Consider the following 11,850-nt stretch of genomic DNA (forward strand, 5'->3'; position numbering starts at 1 on the left):
TTCTCTTTGGTTTTCAGGTGGTTGAAGCTTCCTCGTCGTTGTAGAGCTCGTCGCCGACGGTGATCCTCTCCTCGAAGCCCTTCGAGCCCTCGAGCGTCTGGATCCTGAACATGTAGCTCTTGTACCAGTTGTAGCTCGGCCTGACCTTGACCGGCAGGAGCTTCCAGGCGCGCGTCTCCTCTTCATAACCCCAGTTCACGTACTCGTTGAAGTTCCTGATGATGTCGGTTATAACGACGCCGAACTCGTTGAGGAGAACCCTCTGGATCTCGCGCCACTTGTCGAGGGAGCTCTCGCGCCTCGTTATGCCGAAGTAGCCGGCGCAGCCGGGCCCCTTGAGGGTCGCTATCCCCCTGCCGACGAAGGCCCTTATGGCCTCAACGGTCTCGGGCGGGTCGGTTATGAAGGTGTCGAACTTGTGGAGCGCGTAGTCCGGGAGCGGCTCCCTGAGATCGAAGGTGAACATCTCGATGTTCTCGTAGCCGAGCTCGTCGGCGGTCTTCTCGATGAACTTCACGAGCCTCTCGTCAATGTCGAGGACGGCAATGCGCTTCGGCAGGCCGGAGAGCATGAGGGCTATGCTGGTCAGGTCGTCGTCGCCGAGGACGAAGACCTCCTTGTTCTCGAGGTCCCCGCGGGTGTGCATGAGGGCTATCCTCGCCACGGTCGTCTCTGGCGTAACGTAGGCCTGGTCGAAGTCGTGCTTCGGCTGGGGCCTGTCCTTGACTATCTCCTTGAACTGCTCGAGCATATCGCTGAAGGCATCCAATTCGACCGTCTTGCCCTCGCAGTGGGAGCAGGTGTAGTCCTTTCTGGCGCCGATCCCGTACTTCTCCACCAGCTTCCTGCCGCTCTGAGTGAGGACGACGTTCGGACCGTCGAAGGCGACGTAGCCGAGCTCGTGGAGCGCCGTTATGACCGCCACGACGAGCGGGAGCGGCTCCTCACTAAGATCCACTATCCTCCAGACGTCTCCACTCGCCTGGATGGCGCTCAGAACGTTCTCGACCGTTCTCTCGTAAACGGGGATGCTCGTCTTCTCCCTGACCCTCTCCACTATCTCGATCATCGCAAGCACCTCCAGAAGGATTTTTGGTTCGTGAACGGGGTTAGGGTGGGCCTCTTTTAAGGTTTTCCCAGCGGCAAGTTTAATAAACCATCCCCCGATTGGGTCTCCGATGATAGGTCCCGTGGGAGACGACTTCGTCAAAAGGTACCGCCTCGAGTACAACCTGGATGCCCTTGAGCGGGTTAGGGGAGATATCGGCGAAGAAGCCTATTCCCGTCTGAGAGCCTTGGTAGAATACCGCCTTTACGGGAAGGAATTTGACCGCTCACCTGTTGACGTGAAGATAGCCCTGGCCTTCTCCGCCGGCTCCGACAGCACGGCGACGCTAAGGATACTCCGCTGGGCCGGCTTCGACGTCGTGCCCGTAACGGCCAGGCTTCCCCAGATGAGGGAGCCGGTTCTCCTCAATGCCATGACGCAGGGTGCGGTTTTCGTGGAGATGCCGGGATATATGGACGAGATGAGGGAGCAGATAAGGAAGGGGGCACCGGTTTGCGGCCGCTGCCACACGATGGTTATGGACGCCATCGAAGACTACGCCAGGAAGAACGGGATAAAAATCGTCGCTTCAGGCGACCTCCTGAGCTCCGGCCTTATATCAATCCACAGGAATGGGGACGTGGTTATCCTGAACTTTCCGGCCTTTCTGGCCCTTGACAAGGGCGAGGCAATAGCAACCCTCGGACGAAAGTATGCCCTCGGCTTCGGATGCACCCTCTGGAAGTCCGCGGCGAAGAACTCACCGGTCCTGAAGAGGTTTGGCATTCAGAGGGTCTTGAGGGAGCTCCGCGCAAGGGCACTTACTCCTGAGATGGCGGAGAGGCTGATATTCGACATCCTATCCCAGTAGCTACCCATTTCTGACCCAAAAGGTTTAAATCTGTCATCTTGAACTTCACCCAGGTGGTGAATAATGGTCACGAAAGAGGAAGTTGAGAACGCTATTAAAGCAGTCGTTGACGAAAAGTTCGTCAAATCCATCGAGGTGAACGAGAAGGGGGACGTCACCGTTACACTCGCGAAGGACACTCCCGACATAGACAACGTCCTCATAAAGCTCCACTCGGAGCTTGGGAAGCTCGAGGGAATCGGTTTGATAACCATCAACCGCGAACGCGAAGTTCAGGAAGGCGGTGAAAGCGTTGAGCTGACCGAGGAGGATATACTCGAGAAGCTCAAGGAGGTTATAGACCCCGAGATCGGAATCGACGTGGTGAACCTTGGCCTCATCTATGAGCTGAAGCTCAACCCTGACAACACAGTCTACGTCAGGATGACGATGACGACGCCGGGCTGCCCCCTTACCATGTGGATTCTCCGGGCCGTCGAGGACAAGATACTGGAGATTCCCGGCGTTAAGGACGCCGAAATCGAGCTAACCTTCGACCCGCCCTGGACGCCCGACAGAATCAGCCCGGAGTACAAGAAAAGGCTTGGACTCTACTGACCCATTCTGTCAATTTTTGTTCATCACCGGGCGGTTTGCTCCCTTTTTCTACGTATTTTCGTCTTTCAGCGTCCGTTCCTCCGACGAAAAGTTTATATTCGCCTGGGTTCATCTAAGTCCGGTGATGTTCCATGGCGTGGAAGGTTAAGATTGACCAGGACGTTTGTATCGGAGATGCCATCTGTGCCAGCCTCTGCCCGGACGTCTTTGAGATGGGCGACGAGGGCAAGGCCCAGCCGATCGTCGAGGTTATCGAGGACGAGAACCTCTACAACTGCGCCGTTGAGGCCGCTGAGGCCTGCCCGGTCAGCTGCATAACCGTTGAGGAGGCCTGAAGCCTCTTCTTTTTCCCTTCATTGCATACTGCTTTTCTGGGAGATTTAGAAGATAAAAGAGGAAAGGTCACTCCAGGCTAAGCCCGAACTTCTCCGCCTGTTCCAGTACGTACTCCCTTATCTCTCTCGCCTTTGGCAGCTCCGCCACTATCTCACCGTTCTCAATGAGCGGCTTGAGGAGCGGCTCGACCTTGGCCCCGCAGACCGGACATTTCTCCAGCTTTTTATCCGCTGGAACCCTGTGGTAGTGGCCGTTCCCGCAGCGGTATATCTGCTTCCTCCCGCTCAGCTTGCCGCGCTTGGTGATGGGCTTCCCTTCGATCTCCACGATGTCGAGGGAAAAGTCAACCGGCTTGGCGCTGGCTATGCTTCCACCGACGCCGAAGGCATCGGCTACGTCGACTATCTCCCTTATGCTATCCTCGTTCAGGCCACCGCTGACGAATATCTTAACCCAGTCGTAGCCCCTCAGGTCGAGCTCCCAGCGGACCTCCTCTATGATGCGCCTGAAGTTGCCCCTCCTTGAGCCAGGGGTGTCGAGCCTGACAGCGGTGAGCCTCTCTCCCAAAGCTTCAGCCACCATTAGGGCCTCGAACTTCTCGTCGCACAGCGTGTCCACCAGGGCAGTCCTCGGAACCTCGGGCTCGACCACCTCGTCGAAGTACTTCCAGGCCTTGACCTGGTCGCCAACCGTGAGGATCAGCGCGTGGGGCATGGTTCCAGCGGGCTTTTCTCCCATCATCTCCGCGCCGAGGACGCCGCTTACCCCGTCGCAGCCGCCTATGAAGGCCGAGCGGTCTATCATCGGGGCGATGGCAGGATGCATGTGCCTTATCCCGAAGGAGTAGACCGGCTTGAAGTTCGCGGCTATCTTCGTCCTGAGCGCCGCGGTGGCTATGCCGCTCGCCTGGCTGAGCATGCCGAGCATGGCGGTCTCATAGATTCCGAACTCCTCGTAAAAGCCCTCGACCTGAAGAACCGGCTCGTAGGGGTGGAATATCGTTCCCTCCGGCATGGCGTAGACATTTATCGGCAGCCCTTCGAGAAGCTTTGCAACCTCCTCGATCCCCGCCAGGACACCCCACTTCCAGCCGTGCGGGAGGCTCGTCGTTGTGACATCGGCGAAGACCTTTTTGTGGATGCCCTTTTCGACGAGTATCCTCCGCGTCCTGATGAAGTAAACGTCAGTGGTCTTTCCGGCTTTTATATCATCCTCGTGGGCAATGTAGAAATCCCTCATCTTCCTCACCTGAAACAACTTTTCCCTCTCCTGGATTTAAGGCTTTTCTGAGTAAAGTTTATCGGGAGAACTGTAAATCAATAAACATGGTGACCCTGAAACCCCTAAACGAACTTGTCTCCCTGAAGGGGAGAAGTGCACTCATCACGGGCGCGGCATCTGGAATAGGCCGCGCGGCGGCGATTAGATTTGCAGAGGCCGGGGCGGATTTGGAACTCGTGGATCTCAACGAGTCCGGGCTGGAGGAGACGAAGGCCCTCGCGGAGGAGTTCGGGGTGAGCGTTAACACCCACCGCATTGACCTCTCCAGGAAAATCGAGATAGACGCGCTCTGGAAGGAATTGGAGGGCAGCGAGCCGAACATACTCGTCAACAACGCCGGCGTCTACTGGTTCAGGGACTTCACGGAGGTTGATGAGGGCTTCTACGAAAAGGTCATGGAGATAAACCTCCACTCCGTCTTCTGGATGTGCCAGCACTTCGTCAGGGCGCGGAAGGATAAAGGCGGCGTCATCATCAACGTCAGCTCGATAGAGGCCTTCCTGCCCTTCGCGAAGGGCCTTGCCCATTACGACGCGGCCAAGCTCGGCGTCGTTGCGCTGACGAGGGCGATAGCGAGGGACTACGGGAAGAGAATCAGGGCGAACGTTATAGTCCCCGGCGGGATAGAGACCGAGGGAGTGAAGAGGCTCAAGAAGGAGGCGATAATGAAGCTCGACGTGGAGAAGATAAGCATATCCTTCAACTTCAACGCACGCCTGCCGATGGGCCGCTTCGGTCAGCCGGACGAAGTTGCCAGGGTGATGCTCTTCCTCGCGAGTGACCTGGCGAGCTACGTGAACGGCGCGGTGATCCCCGTGGACGGGGGATTCCTGTCAACATGAGCAGTTAGAGCGTTGTACCAGTATATTATTAACCTCTCCTCCCCATATTTCTCCGGTGAGCCTGATGGAAATGGATTTTAACATCGGCGAGGTAATCCCGGGCGGAATCCTTCTGGTCTCTTACGGTCAGTACAGCCTTGGATGGAAGATAGGCGTCGAGTACCTGAAGAGAGAAGTGGAGAAGGGTGCCTTTGGTATAATCCTGAACACCACCGTGCCCGTCAGGAAGCTATTTGAAAGGGCCAGGTCAGCTGGGTTCGACATTGTTGATGCAGGGAAAAATGGCCGGCTGGCCGTGATAGATTTATTCAACGAGGAGACTGCTCTTGACTTTGTATATCCCGTTGAGACTATAGACAGGACCCTCATAATCCCCCGAATTGAGAAGGTGACGGACGAAATAAATAAAGAACACAATCTGGCTGACAAAAGGGTTGTTGGTGTAATAACGACCCTCGACGGCCTCTACGAACTTTTTGGGGAGAAGTTTCTGAAGAACATGATACTCCAGTACCTGGTCCGGTCTGAGAGATTGCTCAGGGATGGATACGATCACTGGACGATGTTCATCGTCAACAGGGACACGATACCAAAGGAACTCCACGCCTGGATAGTCAGTGTGAGCGATTACGTGATTCTGACGGAGGGCATAATGGACAGAGCGAGCCTGATAGAGAACACGGTTCTCCTGAAGAGCCTGGCTCCATGGTTCACCCAGAGAATGTTCCAGACCACCGTGCCGGCGGAAAGGCTAAGATGAGTTCAGAGACTGAAGGGAAGTCCCACGTCCTCTCCCCTCTCCCTTTTGTGAAGCTCCCTCCTGTAGGCTTCGAGCGGCCTGTCCTCGACCCTCAGGTAGGCGGCGAAGGTCTTGGGCCTCTCCTCCAGCTCGTCGAAGAAGCGCGGGTAGTTCCTGTCCCTCACTATGTGGTGGTCGAGTATTATCTCCGCCCCTGTTTCGCGGATTATCTCGTTGAGGTTTTTAATGCCCGTCTCCCAGCTCCCCTCGGCACGCTTACCAAGGTATGTCGGCGGCCCCCCGGTTATCAGCAGGTCTGGGACCTTCTCGATTATCCACTCCACCGCTTTTCTGTTGAGGAGCTGAATATCGCCCGCGTGGATGAACCTCTTCCCGTCGTCTATGAGCGTCATCACAACGAAGCCCAGTTTTGACCCCTCTCTCCCGTGCGACACTGCCGGCGAGAACTCCAGCGTAACGCCGCCGAGGTCGAAGCTCCTTCCATCGGCGAATTCGATGCCCCTGGCTATCGGCTCCGCTTTCTTGAGGAAGGCCCAGGCGCGCTTCCTCTGGCTGAAGTTTATGTTTTCCCGTGGGTGCTTTATGAAAAGGAGCTTTCCTGAGTAAATTTCTTTAGCATACTCCTCGCTCGAGCTCTCGTAGAGACCCTCGAAGAAGGGCGTGTGGTGGTCGTAGTGGTAGTGAGAGATGGTCACCACGTCGGCCCTCCTCGCGTAGCCCTGGAGCTTCCTCCTCATCGTGTGGAGTGCTTCTATTTCGACCTTCGCCGGCGGCAGGCCGTAGCGCTTCGGCCCGAGGGCGACACCTGGGTCTATTAGGAACCTTATCCCACCGGCTTCCACGAACGTTGCCAGGCTCCTCACGCCGAGGCTTTCGGAGGCGAGTGGGATGATGCGCATGGTCTTAGTTAGAGGTTTCCCTTTAAAGATTGCTTCCCATGCTCACTGGGTATGGCTTGGACTTACTCCATCAACTCAGGTCTCTGGGTGTGAGCGGTTTAACGTTCTCTTTCCTACAAAGCTCCAGGGCCTTTTCCGTAAAGCCGGACTTTGAGAAGAAAAACATCACTGCCGACCCAAACTCCTTTTTCACTTTTTTCAGGAATGCCTCCACGTCCTTGTATGTTGCAGGCCTCTCCCGCCACTTGACCTCAAGCACGTAAATCTTATCCCCAAACGCAACCCCATCAAACTCAACGTTACCCCTTCTGTAGCTCTTAAAATCAAGCCCAAACATCTCCCGCATCTTTTCTCTGATCTCGGCCTCCTTTGCAAGTCCAAGCTCCATCTTCGCCCTGAGGTACTTTTCCTCCAGCTCCCGAATCAGCTCTTCCAAAAACTTCTCACGCTTGAGCTCAAGCTCGGTAATGCCTAGATACGTCTTTGCAAGCCAGAAGCGCATAAGCTTGTCCGCGAAGTAGTACCTCCCGCCCTGTTTTACAATCAGATCAGTCCTCAGCAGGAACTTTAGGTAGTTTGAGACCTCCCCCGTGGGTTTGTTCAGACGTTTCGCTATATCTGAGAGCCTTAACCCTTCCTCCTGGGCCAGTATGAGAAGAATCTGCTTATGAACGGGCCCCCGATGGGCCCTCGATAGGGACTCATTAAAAACGTACTCTAAATGCATGTGTATGTCACCCTTTTCAGTCAGCAGTTCGGTAAGAAAGGCATAGTGGACTTCCTTCCGTCCAACTTTTTCAAAGCCCTCCTCAATCAAACGTCTGCATACAGCCAAAACATAAAATGGGTGTCCTTGAGTGAGTTTGTGTATTAACCCCAGCGCCGACTGGGTAGGTCCAACTCCAGCCCTGTCCAGGGTTGTTTTTGCGAATTGTACTGTATCCTCTTTTGGCAAACCTTTCAGATATATCCTGCGAAACTGACCAAAAAATGGATTCTTCGGTTCTAATATTTCCTCCATCATCCTAATTGCGGAACCAGAGACAATATACGCAATATTCTTCTGCTTTTCGGTGAGTGCACGCATCGTATCCAAAAATCCCCTGAAATTAAGAACCTCCTGGAACTCATCAAGGATGAACAGGGCTTTCTGGTTCGTATTAGCCAAGATAGCCTCCTGTGTTTCAAACAGAGTCTCAAGAGTACCCGCTTTAATGGCTTTGACCTCTTTATCAACTCCGAGCTTTGCTGAAAGAATCAGCAGGTCATCCCAGTTCAAAAGTTCCCTCCTTTCGACGTTTATCCCCAGGATGTTGGAGAGTTCATACAAAAGCTCCCTCGTGTATGCAAAGACAAATGAGTCCAAACTTCCAATCCTTTGAAGGTTTAGGTAGGGAATTACTCCATGGGTTTTCTCCTTGAACTGCAGGAGGAGTTCGGTCTTTCCAATTCTCCTGGGGCCAATAACGGCAATGTTAACCTTGTCTCCATTCTTCAATAGTTCATACGCAGACTTCAATATCCGGAGCTCTTTCCTCCTGTCAACAAACATTGTATACACCTTACAATTTTATGCATAAGATTGTAATGCATTATGATTTAATACATTTTTGGTTTCTTTTGGATTGAAACCTGCGGGGGTCAGGATATGGGGTGATAGCAGGGGATAAAAATGAGAAGAACTCTAAACTCTTTTATTTCCTCGTTGGGTTTAACATAGCCTCAATGTGTTTGAGCTTTAGAACGTCTCCGAGTGGGGCTAAGAGTTCTCCGACCTTCAACAAAACTCCAGCGCCGGGGATGATTGGGGCAAAGATTAACCTCGCCTCCGCCAGCCCCAACCAATCAACCACAAAACCGTAGATGAGGTAGAAGAGACCATGCCACTTATGAACAATTAACCCCGAGTGGAATGCCAATGAATAAAAAGAAATCAGCTGAGTTTTGAAATATTGGCAGCAATGGGACAGATGAGTCAAGCTATCGCTAAAAGAGATTAGAAAAGGTTAGGGGAATAAAATTGTGATATTTTTAGTTAACCGACGACATTATCCTTCATCCTTTCCGGTTCCAGTTTTTAACAGCAAAACCTTTTAACCCCCCATTCCAGAGCACCTTCGAGGGGGTGGGATGACGGGTTCACTTTACCCGATGATACCCACTCCGCCGAAAATGCCCGTTAGCCGAAAAACCGGTTTGGGAATGCAGATTGGAAACCCGCCCGTGATGAGTGTCATCCCTCCTGATGCCAAGATGATGACATTATCCCCACCTGAGGTGGTTCCATGCTCGGATTCTTCAAGAAAAAGAAGAAGGAAACCTACGGGCCGCTCGTCTACCTGAGCGAGCCCACGATACTCTATCACACCCACACTGAGAAGGCCATTATTGAGATACTCGAGGAAAAGCTCGGCTCCAACAACTTCGTGGTTCCCTCCGACTACGGTCTCAGGACAACCGACCACATGATTCCAGACGCGGAGATATTCGTGGCCATAGCGATAGTCGGGAAGTTCACCTCCCTCGTCGTCAGGGAGATTGAGATGGCCAAAAAGCACGGAAAGAAAATCTACACCCTCGACGTGGCCAGAAAGGGTGATGAGATACTCTACCTCTTCGAGGAGGGAATCCCCGAGAGGATAGAGTGGCTAACCCCAGAGGAAACCCAGGAACTCTACGCGGCCTTCCGCGGCGAGGACTTCTCGGGATTCATGAAGTTCTTCTTCGGCGACAGAAAAAGACAGTGGTGAAAAAGAAAGAACTCACGCGTTAGCCCTTCTGGACCTTATGTACTCGTCTATCGCCTTCGCGGCCTTCTTTCCGTCGCCCATGGCGAGGATAACCGTTGCTTCGCCCCTTATCGCGTCACCGCCAGCGAAGACTCCCGGAATGCTCGTCATAAGATTCTCGTCCACAACGAGCGTTCCGTCTGGATTGGTTTCAAATCCGCTGGCTTCAACGAGTATCTTGTTCGGCTCAAGGCCGATAGCTATGATGACGGTGTCGGCTTCAAGGGTAACGTACTCACCGGTTGGCTCTATCTTCCTCTTTCCGCGACTGTCGCGCTCCTCCAACGGGCGCATCTTCATGAACTTGACCGCCTTTACCTTGCCGTTCTCGTCGCCGATGAACTCGACCGGTGTGAGGAAGAACTCAAACTTAACTCCCTCCTCTTCGGCGTGCGCTATCTCCTCTATCCTCGCGGTCATATCCTCCCTTCCGCGGCGGTAGGCGATGGTAACTTCAGCCCCGAGCCTGAGCGCGGAGCGCGCCGCGTCCATTGCCGTGTTTCCGGCACCTATCACTATGACCTTCTTTCCGACGGCTATCGGCGTGTCGTACTCCGGGAACTTGTAGGCCTTCATTAGGTTTACCCTCGTCAGGAACTCGTTGGCGCTGTAAATCCTGTCGAGAAGGATTCCGGGTATGTTGAGGAGCTTCGGCGTTCCAGCTCCGGTGCTGATGAAGGCGGCGTCGTACTCCTGGAGGAGCTCTTCAACAGTCACAGTCTTACCCACGATGTAGTTGGTTTTGACCTCAACGCCGAGCTTCTCCAGCTTGTCAAGCTCGGTCTTGAGGATGTCCTTCGGCAGCCTGAACTCGGGGATGCCGTACATGAGCACTCCGCCCGCCTCGTGAAGGGCCTCGAATATGGTGACCTTGTAGCCCATCTTTGCAAGTTCGAGGGCGCAGGTGAGTCCAGCCGGCCCGGCGCCGACGACGGCGACCTTTCCTTTTCCGTCAGTTTCGGCTATGAACTCCCCGAGAAGTTCCTCGTCTATGCCCTTCTCCCTTGCGTAGTCGGCCACGAAGCGCTCAAGCTTGCCGATGTTTATGGGGTCCCCCACTTTTCCCATGACACACGGGGCCTCACACTGCTCCTCCTGCGGGCAGACCCTTCCGGTAACGGCCGGCAGGGTGTTGTCGTTCCATATGACGCGCAGGGCGTTCTTAACGGCTTCGTCAGGGTTGTCCGCGTTCTCGCGGAGGGCCTTCAGGAAGCCCGGGATGTTGATGTGAACGGGACAGCCCTTAATACACGGGGCGTACTCCGGCGGACACTGTATGCAGCGTTCCGCCTCCTTAACCGCCGAGGCGAAGTCGTAGCCGAGGTTGACCTCGACGAAACTCTTAATGCGCTCCTCAACGGGCCTCTCCGGAGTGGGAACGCGCTCCTTGATGAGCTTTGGCCTCGCCATTCAGACCACCCCCTTGGACTCAAGGTAGTGCTTCTTTGCAATCTCCTGCTCGCGAACGAAGCGGGAGTCGCGTCTTATGACGTCGTCCCAGTCCACCTTGTGGGCGTCGAACATCGGGCCATCGCGGCAGGCGAACTTTATCTCACCGTCGTAGAGTATCCTGCAGGAGCCGCACATGCCGGTTCCGTCCACCATTATCTGCCTTACCGTGACGATGGTCGGTATTCCGTACTCCTTCGTAAGCTCCGCGAGCTTCTTGAGCGACCCCAGCTTTCCGCCGCCAAAGACTATATCCACCTTATCCTTCTCGATGAGCTCCTTCAGAACGTCGAGGTAGTGCCCCTTGATTCCGCGCGAGCCGTCCTCCGTGGTGAGGTAGTGCTCGTCCGCGACGGGCTTCGCCAGGAACTTCTCCGGGTAGGAGTGGGCTTTGTCCTCGAAGGTCTGAATCGAGATGGTGTAGTTGCCAGCCTCTTTCATGGCCTTGAGCGTGGCGTAGTTCTCCGCCTGGCCGCAGACTGCGTCGGAGACGAAGACGACGTTTCCGTAGTGCTTGACCTCGATCGGCGTTCCAAGAGGTCCCGCAACGGCGTAGAGGGAGTCTCCAACGTCGAAGTTGTCCCAGAGGTCGAAGGTGGTCTTCCCGTGCCTCCTGATGAACATGCCTATCCTTCCGGTCTCCCTGTCGGCGTAGTAGATGGACATGGGAATCCTTTCGCCCTTCTCATGTATCATCAAAACGACAAACTGGCCGGGCTTCCAGGCCCTGGCCACGTGCGGTGCCTCGACCTCCATGAAGAAGTCCCTAACGTCGAGTTCTTCTTTGGCAGTTATCCGGTACATGGATGCATCACCTTGAGCATTTGTTCAAGTTTGTTCACTTTTGGTTTAGGACGAGTGGCTTTTATATAGATTTTTTAAACCAAAGGTTGAGAACGGCGGTACCTGAAGGACGGCGTATAAGCCCCGTGCCGGGAGAAAGGCTTTTTACGCCCCGACCCCAAGTAACCGGGGGGA

At 54.5% G+C, this 11,850-nt stretch carries 13 protein-coding genes; 6 read left to right on the forward strand and 7 right to left on the reverse strand.

The window, feature by feature from the left end; translation table 11 throughout:
• Positions 1-13 precede the first annotated feature (13 nt).
• The gene (gene bpsA, locus E3E42_RS09800; protein WP_167904416.1) at positions 14-1,069 is read right to left on the reverse strand and encodes a N(4)-bis(aminopropyl)spermidine synthase; all 1,056 of its coding nucleotides are present in this window, start codon (positions 1,067-1,069) and stop codon (positions 14-16) included.
• Positions 1,070-1,178: 109 nt separating this feature from the next.
• On the opposite strand from bpsA, the gene E3E42_RS09805 reads away from it, so the two are divergent.
• The 3 genes from E3E42_RS09805 to E3E42_RS09815 all read left to right on the forward strand — a co-directional run bounded on the left by E3E42_RS09805 (position 1,179) and on the right by E3E42_RS09815 (position 2,851).
• Positions 1,179-1,919 carry an ATPase gene (locus E3E42_RS09805; RefSeq protein ID WP_167904417.1) on the forward strand — a complete coding sequence of 247 codons (741 nt, stop codon included), beginning with the start codon at positions 1,179-1,181 and terminating at the stop codon, positions 1,917-1,919.
• Between the two features lie 63 nt (positions 1,920-1,982).
• Positions 1,983-2,516, forward strand: a complete 534-nt coding sequence (locus E3E42_RS09810; protein ID WP_167904418.1) for a metal-sulfur cluster assembly factor — start codon at positions 1,983-1,985, stop codon at positions 2,514-2,516.
• 131 nt (positions 2,517-2,647) lie between these two features.
• Positions 2,648-2,851, forward strand: coding sequence for a ferredoxin (locus E3E42_RS09815; protein ID WP_167904419.1), 204 nt, complete (start codon positions 2,648-2,650; stop codon positions 2,849-2,851).
• 67 nt (positions 2,852-2,918) lie between these two features.
• Here the strand turns inward: E3E42_RS09815 and E3E42_RS09820 are convergent, their stop codons facing one another.
• Complete coding sequence (locus tag E3E42_RS09820) at positions 2,919-4,091, reverse strand: nicotinate phosphoribosyltransferase (protein ID WP_167904560.1); 1,173 nt, start codon at positions 4,089-4,091, stop codon at positions 2,919-2,921.
• Positions 4,092-4,177: 86 nt separating this feature from the next.
• On the opposite strand from E3E42_RS09820, the gene E3E42_RS09825 reads away from it, so the two are divergent.
• A complete protein-coding gene (locus tag E3E42_RS09825; protein ID WP_206206099.1) occupies positions 4,178-4,975 on the forward strand; it encodes an SDR family NAD(P)-dependent oxidoreductase in 798 nt (265 codons plus the stop codon).
• Between the two features lie 64 nt (positions 4,976-5,039).
• Entirely contained in the window at positions 5,040-5,735 is a 696-nt protein-coding gene (locus E3E42_RS09830) for a hypothetical protein (protein ID WP_167904420.1), read from the forward strand.
• A gap of 2 nt (positions 5,736-5,737) precedes the next feature.
• On the opposite strand, the gene E3E42_RS09835 is transcribed toward E3E42_RS09830, so the two are convergent.
• From E3E42_RS09835 to E3E42_RS09845, 3 genes are all read right to left on the reverse strand, one after another.
• A complete protein-coding gene (locus E3E42_RS09835; protein WP_167904421.1) occupies positions 5,738-6,634 on the reverse strand; it encodes an MBL fold metallo-hydrolase in 897 nt (298 codons plus the stop codon).
• Between the two features lie 70 nt (positions 6,635-6,704).
• Positions 6,705-8,186 (reverse strand): ATP-binding protein, encoded by a 1,482-nt coding sequence (locus E3E42_RS09840; RefSeq protein WP_167904422.1) that lies wholly within the window; start codon positions 8,184-8,186, stop codon positions 6,705-6,707.
• A 142-nt stretch (positions 8,187-8,328) separates the two neighbouring features.
• Entirely contained in the window at positions 8,329-8,553 is a 225-nt protein-coding gene (locus E3E42_RS09845; protein WP_167904423.1) for a hypothetical protein, read from the reverse strand.
• A gap of 366 nt (positions 8,554-8,919) precedes the next feature.
• Here E3E42_RS09845 and E3E42_RS09850 point away from each other — a divergent pair, with 366 nt between their 5' ends.
• Positions 8,920-9,384: a hypothetical protein gene (locus tag E3E42_RS09850; RefSeq protein WP_167904424.1), complete on the forward strand. Its 465-nt coding sequence runs from the start codon at positions 8,920-8,922 to the stop codon at positions 9,382-9,384.
• 12 nt (positions 9,385-9,396) lie between these two features.
• Here E3E42_RS09850 and gltA read toward each other — a convergent pair whose 3' ends face one another.
• Together gltA and E3E42_RS09860 are read right to left on the reverse strand one after the other, a co-directional pair.
• Positions 9,397-10,833, reverse strand: coding sequence for an NADPH-dependent glutamate synthase (gltA, locus tag E3E42_RS09855; RefSeq protein WP_167904425.1), 1,437 nt, complete (start codon positions 10,831-10,833; stop codon positions 9,397-9,399).
• Positions 10,834-11,676 (reverse strand): sulfide/dihydroorotate dehydrogenase-like FAD/NAD-binding protein, encoded by an 843-nt coding sequence (locus tag E3E42_RS09860; protein WP_014789192.1) that lies wholly within the window; start codon positions 11,674-11,676, stop codon positions 10,834-10,836.
• Positions 11,677-11,850 lie beyond the last annotated feature (174 nt).

Origin of the sequence: Thermococcus sp. JdF3 (assembly GCF_012027495.1) — an archaeon.
Classification (GTDB): Archaea; Methanobacteriota_B; Thermococci; order Thermococcales; family Thermococcaceae; genus Thermococcus.

Bases quoted from the DNA above. Each gene is read 5' to 3' on its own strand.
- bpsA (WP_167904416.1), bottom strand. From the start codon at position 1,069: ATGATCGAGATAGTGGAGAGGGTCAGGGAGAAGACGAGCATCCCCGTT.
- E3E42_RS09805 (WP_167904417.1), top strand. From the start codon at position 1,179: ATGATAGGTCCCGTGGGAGACGACTTCGTCAAAAGGTACCGCCTCGAG.
- E3E42_RS09810 (WP_167904418.1), top strand. From the start codon at position 1,983: ATGGTCACGAAAGAGGAAGTTGAGAACGCTATTAAAGCAGTCGTTGAC.
- E3E42_RS09815 (WP_167904419.1), top strand. From the start codon at position 2,648: ATGGCGTGGAAGGTTAAGATTGACCAGGACGTTTGTATCGGAGATGCC.
- E3E42_RS09820 (WP_167904560.1), bottom strand. From the start codon at position 4,091: ATGAGGGATTTCTACATTGCCCACGAGGATGATATAAAAGCCGGAAAG.
- E3E42_RS09825 (WP_206206099.1), top strand. From the start codon at position 4,178: ATGGTGACCCTGAAACCCCTAAACGAACTTGTCTCCCTGAAGGGGAGA.
- E3E42_RS09830 (WP_167904420.1), top strand. From the start codon at position 5,040: ATGGAAATGGATTTTAACATCGGCGAGGTAATCCCGGGCGGAATCCTT.
- E3E42_RS09835 (WP_167904421.1), bottom strand. From the start codon at position 6,634: ATGCGCATCATCCCACTCGCCTCCGAAAGCCTCGGCGTGAGGAGCCTG.
- E3E42_RS09840 (WP_167904422.1), bottom strand. From the start codon at position 8,186: ATGTTTGTTGACAGGAGGAAAGAGCTCCGGATATTGAAGTCTGCGTAT.
- E3E42_RS09850 (WP_167904424.1), top strand. From the start codon at position 8,920: ATGCTCGGATTCTTCAAGAAAAAGAAGAAGGAAACCTACGGGCCGCTC.
- gltA (WP_167904425.1), bottom strand. From the start codon at position 10,833: ATGGCGAGGCCAAAGCTCATCAAGGAGCGCGTTCCCACTCCGGAGAGG.
- E3E42_RS09860 (WP_014789192.1), bottom strand. From the start codon at position 11,676: ATGTACCGGATAACTGCCAAAGAAGAACTCGACGTTAGGGACTTCTTC.